The following is a 20,855-nucleotide window of genomic DNA, read 5'->3' as shown; positions in this document are numbered from 1 at the left end:
CGGTTAGCTCTCCTTCAGATGGGGCATGGCTTTACGTAGGTAGTCATAGCCGGTGATCAATGTCAGTGTGGCGGCAATCCACAGCAGCCACAAACCGATACGGCCGGACCAGAACATCCCTTCCAGATGCCAGCGGATGTGGTTCAGGTCCTCGACTTGTCCCGTCAGAACCTGATCCATCGTCACGGCGTCCATACCGAAGGTGGCCATGACGAAATTATGCTCGAATATCCCCTGCGAGAACAGAACCGCAATGGCAACCATCTGCGCCGTCGTCTTCCACTTGGCCAGCTTGGTCACTTTCAGCGTGCCCGCCGTATCGCCCAGGTATTCACGCAGGCCCGAGACAAACACCTCGCGGAACAGGATCATGGTGGCGGGCAGCACCAGCCATGGTGTCCAGTGCTCGGTCGAATAACCCACAAGGATCATCAGCGCGATCACCACCATCGCCTTGTCAGCAATCGGATCCATCATTGCGCCGATCTTGGTTTCCTGTTTCCACGCACGGGCCAGGTAGCCATCGAACCAGTCGGTGATCGCCGCTGTCATGAACAGGATCAGCGCGAACCAGTCTGCGTAAGGGCGGCTGAAATATAGAAACATCACGGCCAGACCGGGAGCTGCAAGAAGGCGCAGCACTGTCAGAATATTGGGCAGGTTCCACTTCATGGTTCGACACTACATTGCCGGTTCGGGACAGAAAAGACGGGCAGGCAAAAAACTGACCCGATCACAGGCGGTTGCAGGGCTAAAAGGCAAAGGGTCGCAACCGGGAACTCTCAGTCAGATACCGCTTGGCGCGCAGCGTCTTTGCAGTCAGATTGGCGGACGGTTCAGGAGCAAAGGCACGTCGTGACTGCACATATTCAAACCGACCCCCGATCCAACCTGATCGGCAGCGCGTGGATGATCGCCGGAATGGCGTTATTCGCGCTGGAGGATGCGCTGTTGAAGGGTGCATCCGCGGCCCTTCCTATCTGGCAAATCCTGCTGCTGTTCGGTGCGGGCGGGTCGGTGATCTTTGCGGTTACAGCCGTGCTGCGCGGAACATCATTGTTTCACCCTGATGTGTTATCCCGCCCCATGAAAGTGCGAGTGCTGTTCGAAATCCTCGGGCGGCTGTTCTATGTACTGGCCATCACGCTGACGCCTTTGTCCGCGGCCACGGTGATCCTGCAGGCCACTCCGCTGGTCGTGGTCGCAGGGGCCGCGTTGTTCTTTGGCGAAACTGTCGGCTGGCGCCGGTGGAGCGCCATTCTGATCGGCCTCATCGGTGTGGTTGTGATCATCCAGCCGACCGGTAACAGTTTCTCGGCCCTCTCCATCCTTGCGGTGCTGGGCATGCTGGGCTTTGCCGGGCGTGATCTGGCCAGCCGTGCCGCGCCGGCAACGCTGGGGACCGAGGTGCTGGGCTTCTACGGCTTTCTTTGCATCATCGTCGCCGGGCTGGCCTATCGGTTCTGGGAGGGTGTACCGATGGCACCGCTGGACCTGCACACCAGCCTGCATGTGGGCGGCGCGATTCTGATGGGCACGGCAGCTTACTCCGCGCTGATGAAAGCCATGCGGACGGGTGAAGTCTCGGCTGTCACGCCCTTCCGCTATTCCCGCCTGCTGTTCGGTGTCGGCTTGGGCGTGGTCATGTTTGGTGAGCAACTGGATCAGACTATGTGGATTGGCAGCGCGCTGATCGTGGCCTCGGGGCTTTATATCCTGTGGCGCGGACGAAAGACCTAGCCCTTGTCGTGAAAGAAGTCATAGACCTTCTGCGCCAACCCGGCCGAAATCCCGTCGACCGCCTTCAAATCTGCCAAGTTCGCGCGGCTTACCGCCTTAGCGCTGCCAAAATGCGCCAATAGCGCCCGTTTCCGTGCAGCCCCCACTCCGGGGATTTCGTCCAAAGGCGTTGCGCCCACAGCCTTGGCCCGTTTGGCGCGGTGGGTACCAATGGCAAAGCGGTGCGCCTCATCTCGCAGGCGCTGGACGAAGTACAAGACCGGGTCATTGCGTTTAAGCGCGAAGGGTCGCTGACCGATGCGATGGAACTCTTCCTTGCCATGGTCGCGGTCTACGCCCTTGGCAACCCCGACCATCGGAATATCCTCAACCCCATGGGCCTGCATGATCTCATGCACCGCACTAACCTGCCCGGCCCCGCCGTCAATCAGCAGAAGGTCGGGCCACATGCCCTTGTCACGATCCGGATCTTCTTTCTGCAGACGGGTAAAGCGGCGGGTCAGAACCTCTTTCATCATGCCGAAGTCATCGCCCGGGGTCAGGTCATCACCACGGATATTGAACTTGCGATAGGCGTTCTTCATAAACCCCTCGGGGCCCGCGACGATCATGCCGCCCACCGCATTTGTGCCCTGAATGTGGCTGTTATCGTAGACCTCGATCCGGCTCGGCGGGTTATCCAGATCAAACGCCTCGGCCACACCGCGCAGCAGCTTGGCCTGCGTCGCGCTTTCTGACATGCGGCGGGCCAGAGACTCACGCGCATTGCGCAGGGCTCCGGCAACCAGTTCCTGTTTCTCGCCGCGTTGAGGAACAAGGATTTCCACCTTGCGGTCCGCCTTTTCAGACAAAGCCTCCTGCATCAGGTCGGCGTTTTCGATCCCATCCGACAGGATCAACTGCCGCGGCGGTTCCTTGTTGTCGTAGAACTGGCCGAGGAACGCTTCCATCACCTCAGCCGGGGACACATCCGCCCCGACCCGGGGGTAGAAATCCTTGTTCCCCCAATTCTGGTTAGCGCGGATAAAGAACACCTGAACGCACGCCTGCCCGCTATCCATATAGAGCCCGATTATGTCCGCCTCGGCTACGCCGCGCGGGTTGATACCCTGAGAGGTCTGTACCTGGGTCAGCGCCCGGATACGGTCTCGCAGACCGGCGGCGCGTTCGAACTCCATCGCCTCGGACGCGGCCATCATCTGCTCGGCCAGCTCTTCCTGCACTTTGGTCGAGCGGCCCGACAGGAAACGTTCGGCATCCTTGACGCTCTCACGGTAATCCACCTCCGAGATCAGCCCGACACACGGCCCCGAACAGCGCTTGATCTGATAGAGCAGACAGGGCCGCGTACGGCTGTCGAACATGGAATCTGAGCAATTGCGCAGCAGGAACGCCTTTTGCAGCTGGTTCAGGGTCCGGTTCACCGCGCCGGCACTGGCGAAGGGACCGAAATAAGCGCCTTTCTCTTTCTTTGCACCACGATGCTTTTTGATCTGCGGAAAGGCGTGTTCCTTGGCGACCAAAATATTGGGAAAGCTTTTATCGTCCCGCAACAGCACATTGTATTTGGGTTTGAGCTGCTTGATCAAGTTCTGCTCAAGCAGCAGCGCCTCGGTCTCGGTCCGCGTGGTCAGGAACATCATCGAAGCGGTCGAAGCGATCATCTTTTCGATCCGCCCCGAATGACCCGGGCGCGTATAGTTCGACACCCGCGCCTTCAGATTCCGCGCCTTACCTACGTACAGAACCCGGCTGTCGGCATCCAGCATCCGGTACACACCGGGCGAGCTGTCCAGCGTTTTCACATAGCGCTGGATACAAGCATAGCCGGTGGGCTGAATGTCCGGATTCGATTCGTCCTGGGTCGTCATGGGCCTGAGATATGATTCCCTGACCGCGGCTGCAATCTTGAGGGCCGCAGATCAAGAGAAAACAAATCCACGGTTTCTGTGGATAACTGTGCAGATAAGTTTCCGGGGACGGCGAATTTCCCTTGTTTACTTGCGTATTTCCCAATTTGCACAAAAAATAGGCACATGTGTAACTTATTGTTTTTATGTTATATTTTTTTGTGCACAAGGCAAGTACATGAAAAACAAGACATTTTTGTAACGAGCAGGTAACAGGAATGCGAGCGGTGCAAAACTTGCAACAGAATTACCTATTCTACCCCCAGAACATCCGGCGTTTGCCAGCCCAGATGCTGTCCGCCATCCACGCATAAAAGCTGTCCGGTAACGGCATGTGCATCCAGAAAATACCCCAGCGCTGCGGTGATATCCGCGGCGTTCGCCCCGCGCTCCAGCACCGTGTTGGCACGCTGTGCCTTAAAGTGATCTGCGGATTGCCGATGCCCCTGAATCGTCGGTCCGGGGCCGATGGCGTTGACGCGGATCGCAGGGGTCAGCGCCTGAGCGGCGGTGCGGGTCAGCGCCCACAGGCCCATCTTGGCGATGGTATAGGACATGAACTCGGGCGTTAGCTTGCGTACCCGCATATCGACCATGTTCACTATCAGCCCGGTGGCGACGGGTTCGCCCGCCTCATCCGTGTCTGGCGTCAGCCCCTGTTCTGCCATCGCCTGAGTCAACACAAAAGGTGCACGCAGATTACTGTCCATATGCCGGTCCCAGCTTTGCCGGGTGGCCGTGCTGATATTGTCGTATTCAAAGATCGAGGCATTGTTGACCAGACAGGTGATCGGTCCGCCCAGCGCCTCGGCCGCACGGGGCAGCAGCGCGCTGACCTGTGCCTCGTCCAGTACATCGGCCTGCAAAGCCACCGCCTTACGGCCTAGGGCCTGAACTTCGGCCACCGTTTCCTGCGCGGGCTGTTCCGAAGTGGCGAAATGCACGGCAACGTCATAGCCGCGACGCGCAAGATACAGGGACATGGCCCGACCAAGACGAATTCCGGCACCGGTCACTAACGCTCGGGTCATGGACGTTTCCTCTTGATCTAATCACACCAGCAACACGACGACGTAGACTGCATATAGCAGGGTCAACACGAAACCCCAGGTGCGTGTGATGTCCTGTTTGAAAAACACGAACGGGGCCAGCAGCAGAGAGGCACCCAGCATGACCCACAGGTCGAACCGCAGGAATTCCGGATCAACAGGAATCGGTCCTACCAGCGTGGCAATCCCGACAATGGCCAGCAGGTTGAACATGTTCGACCCGATCACATTGCCGAGCGCCACATCCGCCTGCCGCCGCAGCGCCGCCATCACTGTTGTCGCCAGTTCCGGCAGAGATGTCCCGACCGCAACCAGCGTCAAGCCAATCACCGTTTCGCTTACGCCGTAGGTGAGAGCGATGACCGTGGCATATTCGACCAACAGATGCGCCCCCATCGGCAGGCCAATCAGGCCCAGCACCAGATATATCGAAATCTTCCAGTAGGCCATGTTGGGGTCGGCCTCTTCCAGACCGTCCAGATCTTCATCTTCGGCGCAGGCCTGACCACAGGCTTTGCGGTGCGCATGCGCCTCGCGGAAGGCGTTCCACAGAACCAGACCCAATGCCGCGAGCAGGATCGCCCCACTGACCAGAGTGAACACACCGCAAAAGGCCAGACCGATGAACAGCACCGAAGCCAACAGCATGAAAACATAGTTCCTGCGGCTGTTGCATTCGCTGGTGTGCAGTGTCGACAGCAAGGCCGGCACACCCAAAACCAAGAGGATATTCGCCGTATTCGACCCGACCACGTTACCAAGGGCGATCCCCGGCGCGTTTTCCTTGATCGCGCTGATGGCGATCAAAAGCTCGGGCGCCGAGGTGCCAAAGGCCACGATCGTCAGGCTGACGATCAGCGCGGGCACGCCAAGACGCAGGCTCAGGTTCACTGCACCGCGCACCAGTGCGTCACCCGCCAGCAACAGGATCAACAATCCAAGGCCGGATAACAGCCATGCCGTCATGTACGGCCTCCTTTTTCGCAGGCGCAGGGGCCTTTGCCGATCCTGAACCGTCTGCAGCGCGGGCATCTTGAGGATTGCAACCTTTTCTGCCCCGGAAAGCGCAGCTTGCCGAACATCGCCAATACACCCATGGCAATCAGAAACAGGGTGACAATCTTGATAATCACGTCACAAACCGAAACGCGCGTAGGCAGCACGCTCCTCAAGCCCGGCGATGGCGTCCTGCGCCAGCGAGGTGCCGAACCGCGACCAGATCGGTTTGCGCAGCCCATAGCGGCGAAACTTGACCTTGTCGCCAAAGCGTTCCTGCATCTTCGGTTTCAGATGCGCGATGCCATCGATCAAGCCCAGTTCCTGCGCCCGCCGTGCCAGCCAGATTTCCCCGGTGAACAGGTCCTGACTTTCGTCCAGCTTGCTGCCACGGCGGGTTTTAACATGGGTGATGAAATTCTCGTGGATGTCGGCCAACATGGTTTCCAGCCGCGCGACATCCTCTTTCTTTTCCGGCGCAAACGGGTCGAGCATGGATTTCGACTGCCCCGCCGTATGCACACGTCGCTCGATTCCCTGCCGTTTCAGCAGGACATGGGCACCAAAGCCGGACGAAATCACCCCGATTGACCCCAATACCGAACTGTCATCGGCATAAATCTCGTCCGCCGCAGCAGCCAACCAGTAACCACCCGAGGCCGCCACATCCTCGACAAACGCGATGACGGGGACATTCAGTTCATCGGACAGACGCCGGATTCGCGCGCCAATCAACGAGCTTTGCACCGGCGAGCCACCGGGCGAGTTGATCTCTAGCGCGACAGTAGCGGGTTTGCCCTTACGAAAGGCTTTCTCGAGTACCGGGGCCAGCGCGGTGTCGGACATCGACCCACGCCCGGCCATCCCGATGGCACCGGACAGGCGCACAACGGCCACGCAGGGTTGCTTTTTGAGAAACGGCAGGCTGAGTTTCATGGATGCCGATGTAGAGTGCACCCATCCGGTAAACAAGGGACCGCTTGGCCGATAGACGTGACGTGAACACATTTCCCGGGACCGGTGGGCAAAAATGCAACGCCCGATACAACCTAGCTGCGAATGCGCCAGCCGGTTTTGAAAATCCACCAGATAATGCCCAGACACAGGCCGGTAAACGCGACAATAGCCAACAAGCTGAACCCGATCGGCACATCCGCCAGCCCATAGAATGACCACCGGAACCCCGAGATCAGATAGACCACCGGATTGAACAGGGTAATGGTCTGCCACAGCGGCGGCAGCATAGAGATGGAATAGAACGTGCCCCCCAGAAAGATCAGCGGTGTCACTACAAGTTGCGGTACCAGCGACATCTGTTCAAAGTTGCTGGCCCAGATGCCGATGATGAATCCCAGCAGCGAAAAGCTGAGGCAAGACAGGATCAGAAAAGCCGCCATTGCAAACGGGTGTTCGATGCGTAAATCCACAAAGAATGAGGCTGTTACGAGGATGACCAACCCCACGAACAACGACTTGGTCGCCGCAGCCCCAACATAGCCGATTACAATCTCGATAAAGTTCACGGGCGCTGACAGCAGCTCGTAAATCGTGCCCAGGAACTTGGGAAAGTATATCCCGAAGGACGCGTTGGAGATCGCCAACATGACCACCGACAGCATGATCAGCCCCGGCACGATGAACGCGCCATAGGAAACGCCCTCGACTTCTTGAATACGGCTGCCTATGGCGGTGCCGAAAACCACGAAATACAGCGAGGTCGACAGGACCGGCGACAGAAAGCTCTGCGCCAGAGTGCGAAAGAACCGGGCCATTTCAAAGCGGTAGATTGCGGCGATGGCGGACCAGTTCATGCGGGCTCTCCGGACACCAGATTGACGAATATCTCTTCCAGACTCGACTGGCGGGTTTGCACATCGCGCAACACCAGCCCCGCCTGCGCCACGTCATTCAACAAGGTGGTGATGCCGGTACGGTCCGCATGGGTATCGTAGGTATAGACCAGCGCATCACCATTGCCGTTCAGCGCCAGGTTATGCGCCGCCAAACTGTCCGGGATGGTCTGGATCGGCTCGGTCAGCATCACCTCAAGCTGCTTTTTACCCATCTGCGACATCAACATTTCTTTTTCCTGCACAAGCAGAAGTTCACCCTTGTCAATGACGCCGACACGGTCGGCGATGGCTTCGGCCTCTTCGATATAATGGGTCGTCAGGATGATGGTTACGCCGGCCCGTTTCAATTCGGCGACGATCTCCCACATATCCTTGCGCAACTCGACATCTACTCCGGCGGTGGGTTCATCCAGAAACAGCACCCGCGGCTCGTGCGACAGCGCCTTGGCGATCAGAACCCGGCGTTTCATACCTCCGGACAGCTCCTTGATCGCGTTCTTGCGCTTGTCCCACAGGGACAGCTTGCGCAGAATGTCTTCGATCTTGGCATCATCGCGGCCCAGACCGAACAGGCCTCGCGACAGGCGCACCGTGTTCCAGACCTTCTCGAAAGGCTCCAGCGCAATCTCCTGCGGCACCAGACCGATCATCCGACGTGCGGCGCGGAAATCCGTCTGTATATCGTGACCGCCCACCGTCACCTTGCCCGACGTCGGTGTGGTGATGCCGCAGATGGTCGAGATCAGTGTCGTCTTCCCCGCCCCGTTGGGCCCGAGCAGCGCCAGGATTTCCCCCTGCTCGATATCCAGCGAGACACCTTTCAACGCCTCGAACCCATCGGCATAGGATTTGCGCAGATCCTTAATGGAAAGAATGGCTGTCATGCATGTTCCCTGTTCTGGGGCGACCCTACCCCGCCCGCCCAGCGCAGAACAGGCCAATTTCGCACAGGACCCTGCGCTTTTTTGCGGGTGGTTAACGCACCGCCTCAACCGTCTTGGGCCTTGCAATTCGGCAGCGATCCCGAAACCCTGCGGCGAAACGGAGGGGCGCGATGCTGAACGGTATTCGAATAATTGAAATCGAGGGGCTGGGCCCCGCTCCCTTTGCAGCAATGCTGCTGGCGGATATGGGCGCGGATGTGATTACCATTCACCGCAAAGGGCAGGCCGTAACACCAGGAATGCCTGAGCGTTCGATTCTGGATCGCGGCAAACGATCGATTGATCTGAACCTGAAAAACGAGAGCGATCTGCAGGTTGCCAAACGCCTGATCACCTCGGCCGATGCGCTTATCGAAGGCTTCCGTCCGGGCGTGATGGAAAAACTCGGCCTCGGCCCCGCCACATTCCATGAGCTGAACCCCAAACTGGTCTACGGCCGGATGACCGGCTGGGGTCAGAAAAGCCCCTTGTCAAATACGGCCGGTCATGACCTGAACTATATCGCCTTGTCCGGAGCGCTCTGGTACGGCTCCGCCCCTGGCCAACCACCACAAACCCCGGCCACACTTGTCGGTGACATTGGCGGCGGTGCCATGTATCTGGTCGCGGGCCTTCTGGCCGGGCTGCTGAACGCGCAGAGAACCGGCACAGGCACGGTGGTCGATGCCGCCATTTACGATGGCTCGGCCCATATGATGAACCTGCTGATGAGTTTGGGCCAATCCGGCAATCTGTCCGAGACGCGCGGCCAAAGCCTGCTGGACGGCCCACACTGGAGCCGTACCTACACCTGCGCCGATGGCGGCTTCGTGACGGTCCAATGCCTTGAACCCAAGTTCTACGCCCTGTTTCTGCAAAAGCTGGGACTGTCGGACGATCCTGAGTTCCAACAGCAGTACGATCCCGCGACCTGGCCTGCACTCACCCAACGCCTAACCGAAGTCTTCGCCAGCAAACCCCGGGATCATTGGGCAGACCTGTTCGAAGGCACTGATGCCTGCGTTGCACCAGTCCTCAGCCCAACCGAAGCACAGGTCCATCCGATGAATATCGCGCGCCAGGCGTGGCACGCACCCGATGACGCCCTGCAAGCCGCCGCCGCCCCCAGATTCTCTACCTTTGCATGGCAGGCCAAACCCAGCCCCACGCGCGGAGAACACCGCAAGAGCATTCTGAACGAGTTGAACGCGCAGCAAACGCCCGTTTCTTCATCTGGCTGAAAACAACCCGGAGGATGAATCGGCCATAGGCCAGGAAGGGGGTGGCCTCCTTAGCTTTTTACCGGCCGCGCACCGCGTCGATCATCAGTTGTACGTTTTCCGGATTCGCATCCGGCGTGATTCCGTGACCGAGGTTGAAAATATGCGGCCCTTTCGAGAACGCCTCGACGATCCGGCGCGTCTCATCCACCAGCGCCTGGCCTCCGGTCACCATATGCGACGAGGCCAGATTGCCCTGCACGCAACCATCGACCTGCACATGTTCGGCGGCCCATTCCGGCGATACCGAGTTGTCCAGCGCCACACAATCCACTCCGGTCGCGTTGGCGAATCCAACATACCCATCGCCAGCCTCACGCGGGAAACCGATCACCGGGATACCGGGATGGCGCTCCTTGATGGCCTGCGTAATCACGCGGCACGGCTCAACCGCGTATTTCCGGAACGCCTCACCCTTCAGGGACCCTGCCCAACTGTCAAAGATCTTGACCACCTCGGCCCCTGCCTCGATCTGCGCCGAAAGGTATTCGATCGTCGCCAGCGTGATCCGCTCCAACAGCGCTTCAAACAGGGCGGTGTTTTCTTCGCGCAGCGCATGGGCCGGACCCTGATCCGGCGTGCCACGTCCGGCGATCATATAGGTGGCCACCGTCCATGGCGCGCCCGCAAACCCGATCAGAGTCGTCTCGGACGGCAATTCCCGCGACAGGATGCGGACAGTTTCATACACCGGTGACAGGGTCTCGTGGATGTCCTCAACCGGTTTCAAAGCATCAAATTCCGATTGCTGCGTGATGGTCGACAGACGCGGGCCTTCCCCGGTGACGAACCACAGATCCGCGCCCAGTGCCTGCGGCACCAGCAGGATGTCGGCAAACAGGATCGCCGCGTCGAACCCGTAGCGTCGGATCGGCTGCAGGGTCACCTCGGCCGCCAGTTCCGGGTTGTAGCACAGTGAAAGGAAATCCCCCGCCTGCGCACGTGTCGCCCGGTACTCCGGCAGATACCGCCCGGCCTGACGCATCATCCAGATCGGCGGTACATCCTGTACCTCGCCCGCCAGCGCCCGCAGCAGTGTCTTTGTCTCGGCCATCTTTGCCCCCAATCATCCGGTTTGTCGCAACGGGTCTGCCTTCGGCGGCAATTTGTCAAGCCATGCCCCCATTGTCAGGGCAATGTGACGCGACTAAAGCTGTGCGCATGACACTGAACCTGCCCACACCCGCCTCACCGCTCAAGATCGGCACCCGTGGCTCGCCCCTGGCGCTGGCACAAGCCTATGAAACCCGGCAACGGCTGGGCACGGCATTCGACCTGCCGGAAGAGGCGTTCGAAATCGTGGTGATCAAGACCACCGGCGACAACCGCGCCATGATCGACGCGGATCGCCCGCTGAAAGAGATCGGCAACAAGGGGCTGTTCACCAAGGAAATCGAAGAGGCGATGCTGAGGGGCGACATCGACATCGCGGTGCATTCCACCAAGGACATGCCGGTGGAACAGCCCGAGGGTTTGGTGCTGGACACCTTCCTGCCGCGCGAAGATGTGCGCGATGCGTTCATCTCACCCAGCCTGAGCTCGATCCACGATCTGTCACAGGGCGCGGTGGTCGGCACGTCGTCGCTGCGCCGCCGGGCGCAACTGCTGAACCGGCGGCCCGACCTGAATGTGGTCGAGTTCCGCGGCAACGTGCAAACCCGGCTGAAAAAGCTGGCCGACGGCGTGGCCGACTGTACTTTTCTGGCCATGGCCGGCATCCGCCGCCTGAACATGGACGAGGTTCCAGCCACCGCCATCGCGCCCGAGGACATGCTGCCTGCCATCGCGCAGGGCACGATCGGCATCGAGCGTCGCAGCGACGATTCCCGCGCTGCGGGTATGCTTGAGGCAATCCATCACGTCGAAACCGGCAAGCGCCTCGCTGCCGAACGTGCCCTGCTGGCCGCGCTGGATGGCTCGTGCGAAACCCCGATCGCCGGGCTGGCTGAAATGCAGGGCAACCAGCTGCGCCTACGCGGTGAAGTGCTGCGTCCTGACGGGTCCGAGTCGATCTCGGAAGACATCACCGGCGCGGTTGCCGACGGTGCCGAAATGGGCCGCGCAATGGCACATTCACTGTTAAAAAAAGCTGGTCCAGGCTTCTTCGACTGGAGAAATTGAAAAAAATTTGAGTAATGTGAATTACTTCACTGTAGGTTGCATCCCGATCTGGCATTAAGGTGTCACACCGATGAGATGAAGGAACAATCTCGATAAAGTCGAAAGTTTTTTCAGTTTTTTCGCTTAAGTGGTATTCGAGGGGGCGAGACTGTACCAAATCACTGATCGGTTAGGGCCGCTGTCATATTTCGACAGCGGCCTAATTCTTTTTGTACCGAACGTCAGGAAGCGCTGATAGCTTCTACCGCCTTTTCAACAGCCGCACGGGTCTGATCCAGATCAGCCTTGGTTACAGCCAATGACGGGTAAAGCTTGCCGGGCGATTTGAATATACCGTGCGCACGCAACGTATCGTTGTAAACGACATTCCGGCGCGGGTCGTCATGTTTGGCACTGCGGTAATCCCGGCAGGCTGCATTTGTAAAATAGATATCGAACAGCGTTTCATCGCCGACAACACGATGGGGAATACCCGCTTTGTTCAGAGCATCCACTTGTATCTGTTGCAACGCGGCCCCGGTTGCGCGCAACTGGTCAAAGGTGCCTTCACGCCGCAAAATCTCCATCGTCTTAAGACCCGCGACTGAGGCGACAGGGTTCCCGGACAAGGTACCCAACTGCATCAGCCACCCCTCTTCGCCAACCTGCGCCTTGTCGAAATGCTTCATAATCTCCGCACTTGCGCCCAGCGCGGCCAGAGGAAAGCCACCGCCAATGATTTTGCCCAGCGTGCAGATATCTGGCGTAACCCCATATCGTTCCTGCGCGCCGCCATAGGCCAGCCGGAATCCGGTGACGATCTCATCGAAAATCAGCAAGACGTTGTACTTGTCGCACAGATCGCGCAGACCCTGCAGGTATCCGGGCAGGGGCGGGACGATCCGTTGCAGCGGCTCGACCATTATCGCGGCGATGTCGTCATGCTCGCCCAGCAAGGCCGCGACGGCCTCAAGATCGTTAAAGGGCGCGATCAGCATCTGCTCGGCCACGCTGTCTGGAATACCGGCACTGTCCGGCACCGCCTGCGGGAAATTGACCCGTCGGCTGGGGGCTAGGCTCATCTGCGCCTCGGCGCTCATACCGTGGTAGCCGCCCTCGAATTTCAGGATCTTGTTGCGTCCGGTATAGGCGCGGGCCAAACGGATGGCGTACATATCCGCCTCACCGCCCGAAGCGACAAAACGCACCTGTTCGCAGCAGGGCACGGCCTCGACGATGGCCTCAGCCAGTTCGATGCCTTTGGAGTTATTGGCAAAGAAGGTCATGCCCTTGGGCAGTTGCGCCAGCACGGCCTCCATCACCTCGGGGTGGCCATGGCCCAGCAGCATGGGCCCGGAGCCGATCAGATAGTCGATATACTCAGTGCCATCCTCATCCCAGACCCGGCTGCCTTGGCCACGGGCGATGATGATACCGGGGTCGAAATTGCCAAATCCCCCGGCAGGCAGAACATTATTCGCGCGGGTGATCCATTCGGATTGAGTATTGATCTTCAGCATCTCACAAGATCTCCAATATCGGGGAACCAAGGATTTCGGGGTCTGGCACAACACCTAACCCCGGACCTTCGGGCGGGGCAATTCGGCCATCTTCACGGTTTGGTGCGTTCGGGCAGACGCGCGGGGCCACATAAGACGACAGGTCGCAGGTGTTCAGCAACGAACCGTGCGGGGTCGAAGCTGCAAAGTGCAACGAAGCGGCGGTGACGATATCCGACCCCCAGGTGCATTCGGCGCAAATCTCGGCCCCCAGATGCACCGTCAGGTCCCGTGCCCGGCGCATCGCCGACAATCCACCGAACTTGGACAGTTTCAGCGCCACCGCATCCATGCAGCCCAGTTCATGCGCGCGCAGCAGCGAGGCCAGATCATGGGCGTTCTCGTCGATCTTCATTGGCAAGCCGGTGGCCTGCCGGACGGCCGCGCAATCTTCCAGCGTCTTGCAGGGCTGTTCAAGCATCACATCCAGATGTGCCACAGCGCGACCCGTCCGCGTGGCCTGCAGGCGCGACGCGCCGCAGTTCCAATCGCCATAGACCAACGGCCCCGGCCCCACGGCCTCACGCACTTTGATCAGGCGTTCGGCATCGGCCTGCCAGTCACCTTCCACGCCCAGCTTGACCTGAAACTGCCGGATGCCGGTCTGATAAGCGGTCAGGGCGATGCGGGCCATCTCATCCGGGGCGATGCAGGTGATCGAATGGTAAAGCGGCATGTCCCCGCGCGTCCGTCCACCCAACAGTGCATAGACCGGCTGGCCGGTGGCCTGCCCGAACAAATCCCACAGGGCGATATCAACGATAGACTTGGCGTAGGCGTGACCCTGTAGGAACCCGTCCAGTTTGCGCATGGGCGCGTCGACACCAAACGGTGAAATGCCCAGGATTTCAGGCCCCATATCGGTGATTGCACCCGGCACACCCTCCGCATAGGCGGGCAGGTAGTGCGGAATCGGGCAGACCTCGCCCCATCCCTTCAGGCCGGTATCCGTTTCGAGACGCAGTATATGAGAAGTCACGGTTGCGCAGGTCTTGCCGTCGGCCATGTGATAGGTCTCATGGCTGGTCAGGTCGATTGACCAGAGCGTTATTTTGCTGATCTTCATTGATATACTCCAATCGGACCGCTCAACGCATCTTCGTCCGGATGCACGCCCAGGCCCGGCGTCTCCGGCAGATGCAAGTGGCCGTCGATGTTGCGGGGGCCGCGACCGCCTGCGATATCGACAGTGATCATGTCCTGACAGGCCCAAACGGCGAGGCAATTGTCATCCGGGATGGTAGCGGCCAGATGCAACGCCTCGGCATCGGCAAGAACCGAGCCTCCGGTCGCCATCACGAACATGTCGATACCATGCGCCAGCGCGATGTCCCGCATTCGAGCGGCCTTGGTCAGACCACCCACACGGTTCAGTTTGATCCCGAAGATCTCGGCCAGCCCGTTGCGGGCAACACGAGCGGCGTCCTGCAGGGTGACGAGGCTTTCATCCACCGACACGGGCGAGGCATGACGGCCCGAGATCGCGGCGACGTCGTCCAGTGTCTCTCCGGGTTGTTCGAACATCACGTTCAAGTCCTCGCAGGCGCTCATAACCCGCAGGGCCTGTTGCCGGGTCCAGCCACGGTTAACGTCATAGAGTATGATCTCTCCCGGTTGCCGGGTGCTTTCCACATCGCGGACGCGGGCAATATCGCGTTCCACGTTGCCGCCGATTTTCACTGAATGCGCAATGTAGCCACGGCTGCGATAGCGTTCCAGGACCTCGCGGGTTTCTTCGATGGTCTTGGCGCCGACCGAGGAGGCAATCGGGCGCGGCGTGCGTGACCCGCCCCCCATCAGATCTGCAATCGGCAGGCCCGCTGCCTGACCGGCGATATCCCAGCAGGCCATATCGATCGGGCTTTTGGCATAAAGGTGTCCAGGCAATGCCATATCCATTGCGCGCTCCACCTCAAGAACCTTGCGCGGATCGAGACCAAGGATGACCGGCGCCATCGTTTCAATCCCGGCGCGGATACCCGGCCCGTGCGCAGGCACATAGGTATGGCCCCAGGGGGTGCCCTCGCCCCAGCCGGTCAGACCGGTGTCGGTTTCGATCTTCACCAGCGTCGCGTCGAGCGTTTCGAACTTCAGCCGTCCACCGGACAGCCAATAGGGATGCTCCAGCGGCAAATCGACCTGGTAAACAGTGATGGTCTTGATCTTCATAGGGCATACTCCGCCACTGGCGCGCCGAGGCTTTCGAAATCGGGGGTCACGCCCAGCCCGGGCGTATCAGAGGCATAGAGCCTGCCATCCCGCGCAACTGGCCCGCCGATTCCAGTGGATCGGGTGTTATAATTCATCAGGTCGGTGGTGTTCTGCAGGAAATCTTCGGGGGTTGATGCCGCGAAATGCGCGACGACCGACGTGGTGATCTCTCCGCCCCATGTATCTTCGCTGACCACCGGAATGCGGTTCTCTACCAGATAGTCCCGCACCCGCCGCGCCTTGCTGAGGCCGCCGAGGTTCGAGATTTTCAGACAGCAGACTTCGGCCCCACGATCGGCGACAATCCGTTGGGCCATATGTATGTCGGTGACGCATTCGTCCAGCTTCATCGGCTGCTCGGCGACATGCCTCACCTGTTGGCATTCCTCATAGGTGCGGCAGGGCTGTTCCAGAATGAAGTCCAGATCGCGCGTTGCCCGCGCCACCCGGATTGCGTTGTCCACGCGCCAGCCTTGATTGGCATCGGCCATCGCTTTTTCACCCGGTTGCAACAAAGGCACGGTGGCGCGAATGCGGTCAATATCAGTAACCCAGTCGCCACCGACCTTAATCTGGAACTGGCGATAGCCCTGTTTGCGGTAGGCGTTCATCTCGGCCACCGTCTCATCCACCGCCTTCTGCGGTGCGACCCGGTACATCGGGGCACCATCGGTCAGTTTGCCACCCAGCAACATCCAGACAGGCTGATCGCAGGCCTGCCCCAGAATGTCCCAGCAGGCTGCGTCGAACGGAGCCTTGGCGTATCCGTGCCCCTGCACCAGATGATCCATCAACTGCTCTATCCGCGCCACCTGCCGGGGGTCTTCCCCCAACAGTATTGGAGCAACCAGACGCGCCAACGCCGTCACGCCTTCGGAATGGGCAACCATGTAGTTCTCGCCGCAGGGCGTGAATTCGCCGCAGCCCTGCATTCCGGCATCGGTGTCGATGACAACGACCGAGGCGGTGGCCGTTTCAATCGCATTGCCCGCGCCCCAGACATAGGCTCCGCCTACATAAGGTAGATCAGTCTGGTAGATGCGGATGCGGTTGATCTTCATGCGGCATCCATCCGAGGCAGATCGCCCATGCCTTCACCCCGCCAGAGGACAAAGGTCAGGATCGGTTGGTCGGTCGTAGTCATCGCGTGGCTTTGCCAGCTGTCATGATGGCGTGTCTGGTTCGGCCCGACAAAGCTGTCATTGCCCGCGACTCGGAACACAGCCCCGCCTGCCAGCGTAAGATACAGTTCCTCGGCCTGATGGCTGTGCCAGTCATAGTGCAGGCCCGTCCCCCAGTAGGCCACGTAGCCCCGCAACTGGGTCGAGTGAAAATGGCCGGTCGGGCCGAACAGTTCGTAATACCCATAGCGATTAAGGAAATCTGCACCGACTTCATCCTCGGTATAGGTCAGTTTCCAATGGGCCAGATGCGCGGTGGCCTTGATCGCGTCGGACAAGGCTTTGGTAGTTTTGCTGCCGCCTGCATCGAAATTGTGCACCAGATCGACTGCGGGAATACGGCACGACTGTAGTTGGGTTGCGGTCAGGTCCGTGGGCCATGGCCCGAACGCTGAAAGATCGGGATGCGCCTGATGCAGCTGCCGTGCGGCCTCTAATACGTCGTCCAGAGTCATGGGATCACCACAATATTCCCGGTGTGCTGTTTCGCGATGAAAGCAGCTTGCGCCTCGCGCAGCTCCTCCAGCGGATAGGTTGCGGCGAGGGCAGGCTTGATCTCACCGGCCTCGATGTATTTCACGAGGTTCCCCATGACCTGCGGGTCGATCACGGTCGAACCGGTGAAAGTCAGGTCGCGCAGGTAAAAGGTGCGCAGGTCGAAATTCACCATCGGCCCGGCAATGGCGCCGGAACAGGTATAGCGCCCGCCGCGTTCCAGAATGTCGATCAGTTTCGGCCAGTACGGCCCACCCACCACATCGGCCACCACGGTGATCTCTTCACCGCCCAGTTTCGCGCGCAGGTTTTCGGGCGCGCGCGGCAGGATCACGTCCGGCCCCAGTTCCGCTACATCCGCGTGTTTTGCTTCGGACGCCATCGCGATCACCCGCGCGCCACGCCGTTTGGCCAGTTGCACCAGCGCGCCGCCGACACCGCCCGAGGCTCCGGGGATCAGAACCGTGTCGGCGTTGGTCACGTTGGCGCGGGTCAGCATCCCTTCGGCGGTGGAGTAGGAACAGGAGAAGGTAGCCAGTTCCGCGTCCGACAGGTCCGAGGTGATCGGCACCGCGTTTGCGGCCAGCGTCGTGGCGTATTCGGCGAACCCTCCGTCCCGTTCCGAGCCAAAATACCCGGTCTTGTCCATGTTGCCGGGGTCCCCCGGATCGCGCAGCCAGCCATCAGTGATGACACGTTCGCCGATACGTCCGCTGTCCACGCCCTCTCCCACGGCCACGATTTCACCGCAGATATCGGCCCCTTGAATGCGGGGGAACGTGATTGGCGCGCCGCCCCATGTGGGGTCATCCTCTCCAACCTTGTCAAACGCGCCACCGGTCGTCGCGTCGGTGACAGTCTTGGAATACCAGCCCGAGCGCGTGTTCACGTCGGTGTTGTTCAGACCACAGGCGGCGACCTTGATCAGCACCTCTCCGGGCGCGGGGCTGGGGCGCAGCCAGTCTTTGTGCAGCACCATCTGATCCAGACCGCCATGGCCCATCGTGACCATGGCTTTCATTGTATTGGGCAGGGTCATCACATGGTCTCCAATGCCGCGTCGGTGCGCGGTAGCAGGCTTTGTGGATCATAGGCCGCCTCAGCCAGCACGCAGGCCGCGCGGGGTGTGCCATGGATCACGACCTGCAGGACGGTTCCGGGCGTTGCCGCCTCGGGCTTGATATAGGCAAAGGCGAGGATTTTGCCGACCGTATGCCCGTAGACCACCGAAGCGGTAGATCCTACGACACGGCCGTCCAGCATCACCGCTTCGCCACCATGGCCGTCGATCTCGCCATCCGGTTCGATCTCCAGATAGGCGCAGATCCACGGCAGGTCGGTGTTCAGCGTTTTATCCTTGCCCAGATAGTCCTTGTCAGTGCGGGCAAAGCGCAGCACGTCAGCCTCGGCCAGAGTGACCTCGTTGGTCAACTCGCCCGCACCTTTGAAGCCCTTCTCCATCCGCATCACGTTCATCGCAAAGCTGCCATAGTCGGTGATGCCGAGCGGCTCACCCGCTGCCCAAAGCGCGTTGTAGACATCGAGGCAGGCGGCGTTGGGCATGTGCAGTTCCCAGCCCAATTCACCGGCATAGGACATCCGGAAGGCCCAGACGTTGTGACCTGCGATGGTGATCTCTTGCGCCGAGAGCCAGCGGAACCCGGCATTGGTCAGATCGGCATCGGTGCAGCGGGCCAATACATCTCGCGAGCGGGGGCCGTTCAGCGACAGGGCTGACCAATCCGCCGACAGAGCCGTGATCTGAACGTCCTCACCCACGCGCTGATGCGCCAGATGATCCAGCAGGCGCTGTTCGAAGAAGGCTGCGCAGACCAGATAGAACCGATCTTCGGCCATGCGGACGATCGTTGTCTCCAACTCGATCCGCCCACGCCGGTTCAGCATGTGCGTCAGCGTGATCGAGCCGACCTTCTGCGGCATCCGGTTGGCGGTCAACCGGTCCAGCAGGGCATAGGCGTCCGGTCCCGAAACCTCGACCTTGGTGAAAGCGGTAACGTCCATGATGCCGACGCTCTCACGCACTGCTTTGACCTCCGCTGCGACCATGTCGTCGGCGGGCGTCCGGCGGAAGGAATAGTGGTCGCGCTGCTCAACACCGTCGCGCGCGAACCAACGGGGGCGCTCAAAGCCGTAAACTTCCTCATGCACCGCGCCCTTAGATTGCAGAAGGTCGTACAGCGGCGACGGCTTGATTGGACGTCCCTCCAGACGATTGAAATGCGGAAACGGGATTTCGTGGCGCAGGCAGTAATCTTCCTCGGCCTTGATCACCTGCCAGTCCTTTGTGGCGTAGTTGCCAAACCGGCGCGGATCGAATTCCCTCATCGAGATGTCGGCGGCCCCGTGAACCATCCAGCGCGCCAGTTCGCGGGTCAGGCCCGGCCCCCAGCCGATGCCGATCTGCGTGCCGCAGCAGCACCAGTAATTCCGCACGCCGGGCGCTGGTCCGATCAGAGGGTTGCCGTCCGGCGGGTGCGAGATCGCCCCATGCACGTCGCGCTGAATGCCCAGCTCGGCAAAGATCGGCATCCGGTTCAGGCTTTCCTCAAGCCACGGCATCACCCGGTCGTAATCCGCATCAAACAGCCAGTTTTCGTATTCCCACGGGCAATGATCATGCCAGACCGAGTTCGGGTTCTCTTTCTCATAAATCCCGATCAGGCCGCGCTGCTGCTCCATCCGGATATAGCCCGAGACCTTGCGGTCATCGCGGATCACCGGCAGTTCCTTGTCTAGGTTTTGGAACTCAGGCACCGGCTCGGTCACGAAGTAATGGTGGGTCATCGAGGTCATCGGCAGTTGCAGCCCCGACCACTCACCCATTTGCCGCGCATAGGTGCCGCCCGCATTCACTACATGCTCGCAGGTGATGGTGCCCATTTCGGTCTCGACCACCCACTCGCCATTCTCGGCCTGCGTGATGTTTGTCGCCCGGCAGCTGCGGAAGATACGCACGCCCTTCTGACGTGCGCCAGCAGCCATCGCCATGGTGACGTTGGTCGGGTCCACGTGGCCGTCATCCGGCGTATGCAGCGCACCCAATACGCCTTCGAGATTGTAGAACGGGTGCAGCTCGGCCACCCTCGACGGCCCGACAAGTTCGATATTGAAGCCCAGCGACCTGCCCACCGACAGCGTGTGGCGCAGCCAGTCCATCTCATCCTCGGTATAGGCCAGACGGAACGAGCCGCAGCCATGCCATGTTACCGGCTGGCCGGTTTCGGCCTCCAACTGACCGGAATATAGACCGATGTTGTAATCGACGCATTTGCCCAGCCCGAAGCTTGAGGTCGAATGCGTGATCTGCCCAGCCGCGTGCCATGTACTGCCGCTGGTCAGCTCGGCCTTTTCCAGCAGGACGGTGTCATCGCCCCAGCCTTCATGCGCCAGATGATAGGCCAGACCGACCCCCATGACACCACCTCCGACGATGACCACACGGGCGTAGGTGGGCAGATTCTTCTCGGACATGATTTTTCCTCTTCCCGAGTCGCGTTTCTGCTCGACAGGCTAATTCCACAAATGTACCATCGTCAA

General features: G+C 60.1%; 17 protein-coding genes and 1 pseudogene. 3 read left to right on the top strand and 15 right to left on the bottom strand.

The window, feature by feature from the left end:
- Positions 1-3 precede the first annotated feature (3 nt).
- Positions 4-672: a CDP-diacylglycerol--glycerol-3-phosphate 3-phosphatidyltransferase gene (gene pgsA / locus ACR1XY_RS09785; protein WP_480592621.1), complete on the bottom strand. Its 669-nt coding sequence runs from the start codon at positions 670-672 to the stop codon at positions 4-6.
- Positions 673-855: 183 nt separating this feature from the next.
- On the opposite strand from pgsA, the gene ACR1XY_RS09780 reads away from it, so the two are divergent.
- Positions 856-1,740: a DMT family transporter gene (locus ACR1XY_RS09780; RefSeq protein WP_480592619.1), complete on the top strand. Its 885-nt coding sequence runs from the start codon at positions 856-858 to the stop codon at positions 1,738-1,740.
- On the opposite strand, the gene uvrC is transcribed toward ACR1XY_RS09780, so the two are convergent.
- The 6 genes and pseudogenes from uvrC to ACR1XY_RS09750 form a co-directional block, all read right to left on the bottom strand.
- On the bottom strand, positions 1,737-3,611 hold the full coding sequence (gene uvrC, locus ACR1XY_RS09775; RefSeq protein ID WP_480592617.1) for an excinuclease ABC subunit UvrC: 1,875 nt from the start codon (positions 3,609-3,611) through the stop codon (positions 1,737-1,739). The two genes, ACR1XY_RS09780 and uvrC, sit on opposite strands and share 4 nt — an antisense overlap.
- A gap of 290 nt (positions 3,612-3,901) precedes the next feature.
- A pseudogene (locus ACR1XY_RS09770) lies at positions 3,902-4,687 on the bottom strand (SDR family oxidoreductase); the annotation flags it as partial.
- 15 nt (positions 4,688-4,702) lie between these two features.
- Complete coding sequence (locus ACR1XY_RS09765) at positions 4,703-5,665, bottom strand: calcium/sodium antiporter (RefSeq protein ID WP_480592612.1); 963 nt, start codon at positions 5,663-5,665, stop codon at positions 4,703-4,705.
- A 168-nt stretch (positions 5,666-5,833) separates the two neighbouring features.
- On the bottom strand, positions 5,834-6,631 hold the full coding sequence (locus tag ACR1XY_RS09760) for a S49 family peptidase (protein ID WP_480592611.1): 798 nt from the start codon (positions 6,629-6,631) through the stop codon (positions 5,834-5,836).
- A gap of 113 nt (positions 6,632-6,744) precedes the next feature.
- Complete coding sequence (locus tag ACR1XY_RS09755; protein ID WP_475207878.1) at positions 6,745-7,506, bottom strand: ABC transporter permease; 762 nt, start codon at positions 7,504-7,506, stop codon at positions 6,745-6,747.
- A complete protein-coding gene (locus tag ACR1XY_RS09750) occupies positions 7,503-8,432 on the bottom strand; it encodes an ABC transporter ATP-binding protein (RefSeq protein ID WP_480592608.1) in 930 nt (309 codons plus the stop codon). Before ACR1XY_RS09750 ends, ACR1XY_RS09755 begins: the two co-directional genes overlap by 4 nt.
- Positions 8,433-8,602: 170 nt before the next feature.
- Between ACR1XY_RS09750 and ACR1XY_RS09745 the strand changes: the two genes are divergently transcribed.
- A complete protein-coding gene (locus ACR1XY_RS09745; RefSeq protein WP_480592606.1) occupies positions 8,603-9,712 on the top strand; it encodes a CaiB/BaiF CoA transferase family protein in 1,110 nt (369 codons plus the stop codon).
- A 58-nt stretch (positions 9,713-9,770) separates the two neighbouring features.
- On the opposite strand, the gene hemE is transcribed toward ACR1XY_RS09745, so the two are convergent.
- Positions 9,771-10,805, bottom strand: coding sequence for a uroporphyrinogen decarboxylase (gene hemE / locus ACR1XY_RS09740; RefSeq protein WP_480592604.1), 1,035 nt, complete (start codon positions 10,803-10,805; stop codon positions 9,771-9,773).
- A gap of 107 nt (positions 10,806-10,912) precedes the next feature.
- Here hemE and hemC point away from each other — a divergent pair, with 107 nt between their 5' ends.
- Complete coding sequence (gene hemC, locus ACR1XY_RS09735; RefSeq protein ID WP_480592602.1) at positions 10,913-11,872, top strand: hydroxymethylbilane synthase; 960 nt, start codon at positions 10,913-10,915, stop codon at positions 11,870-11,872.
- Between the two features lie 221 nt (positions 11,873-12,093).
- Here the strand turns inward: hemC and ACR1XY_RS09730 are convergent, their stop codons facing one another.
- The 7 genes from ACR1XY_RS09730 to ACR1XY_RS09700 are packed head-to-tail and all read right to left on the bottom strand — an operon-like array spanning position 12,094 to position 20,789.
- Positions 12,094-13,371 carry an aspartate aminotransferase family protein gene (locus ACR1XY_RS09730; protein ID WP_480592600.1) on the bottom strand — a complete coding sequence of 426 codons (1,278 nt, stop codon included), beginning with the start codon at positions 13,369-13,371 and terminating at the stop codon, positions 12,094-12,096.
- A 1-nt stretch (position 13,372) separates the two neighbouring features.
- Positions 13,373-14,476 (bottom strand): mandelate racemase/muconate lactonizing enzyme family protein, encoded by a 1,104-nt coding sequence (locus ACR1XY_RS09725; protein ID WP_480592598.1) that lies wholly within the window; start codon positions 14,474-14,476, stop codon positions 13,373-13,375.
- Entirely contained in the window at positions 14,473-15,579 is a 1,107-nt protein-coding gene (locus ACR1XY_RS09720) for a mandelate racemase/muconate lactonizing enzyme family protein (protein WP_480592596.1), read from the bottom strand. Before ACR1XY_RS09720 ends, ACR1XY_RS09725 begins: the two co-directional genes overlap by 4 nt.
- Complete coding sequence (locus ACR1XY_RS09715; RefSeq protein ID WP_480592594.1) at positions 15,576-16,682, bottom strand: mandelate racemase/muconate lactonizing enzyme family protein; 1,107 nt, start codon at positions 16,680-16,682, stop codon at positions 15,576-15,578. The genes ACR1XY_RS09720 and ACR1XY_RS09715 overlap by 4 nt, the downstream gene beginning before the upstream one ends.
- The gene (locus ACR1XY_RS09710) at positions 16,679-17,257 is read right to left on the bottom strand and encodes a dimethylsulfonioproprionate lyase family protein (RefSeq protein ID WP_480592592.1); all 579 of its coding nucleotides are present in this window, start codon (positions 17,255-17,257) and stop codon (positions 16,679-16,681) included. Before ACR1XY_RS09710 ends, ACR1XY_RS09715 begins: the two co-directional genes overlap by 4 nt.
- Complete coding sequence (locus ACR1XY_RS09705; protein WP_480592590.1) at positions 17,254-18,336, bottom strand: alcohol dehydrogenase family protein; 1,083 nt, start codon at positions 18,334-18,336, stop codon at positions 17,254-17,256. The genes ACR1XY_RS09710 and ACR1XY_RS09705 overlap by 4 nt, the downstream gene beginning before the upstream one ends.
- A complete protein-coding gene (locus ACR1XY_RS09700; protein WP_480592588.1) occupies positions 18,336-20,789 on the bottom strand; it encodes an FAD-dependent oxidoreductase in 2,454 nt (817 codons plus the stop codon). Before ACR1XY_RS09700 ends, ACR1XY_RS09705 begins: the two co-directional genes overlap by 1 nt.
- Positions 20,790-20,855 lie beyond the last annotated feature (66 nt).

It is taken from the genome of Ruegeria sp. AD11(2025), assembly GCF_056542405.1.
This window is presented reverse-complemented; position numbering and strand designations above follow the sequence as displayed.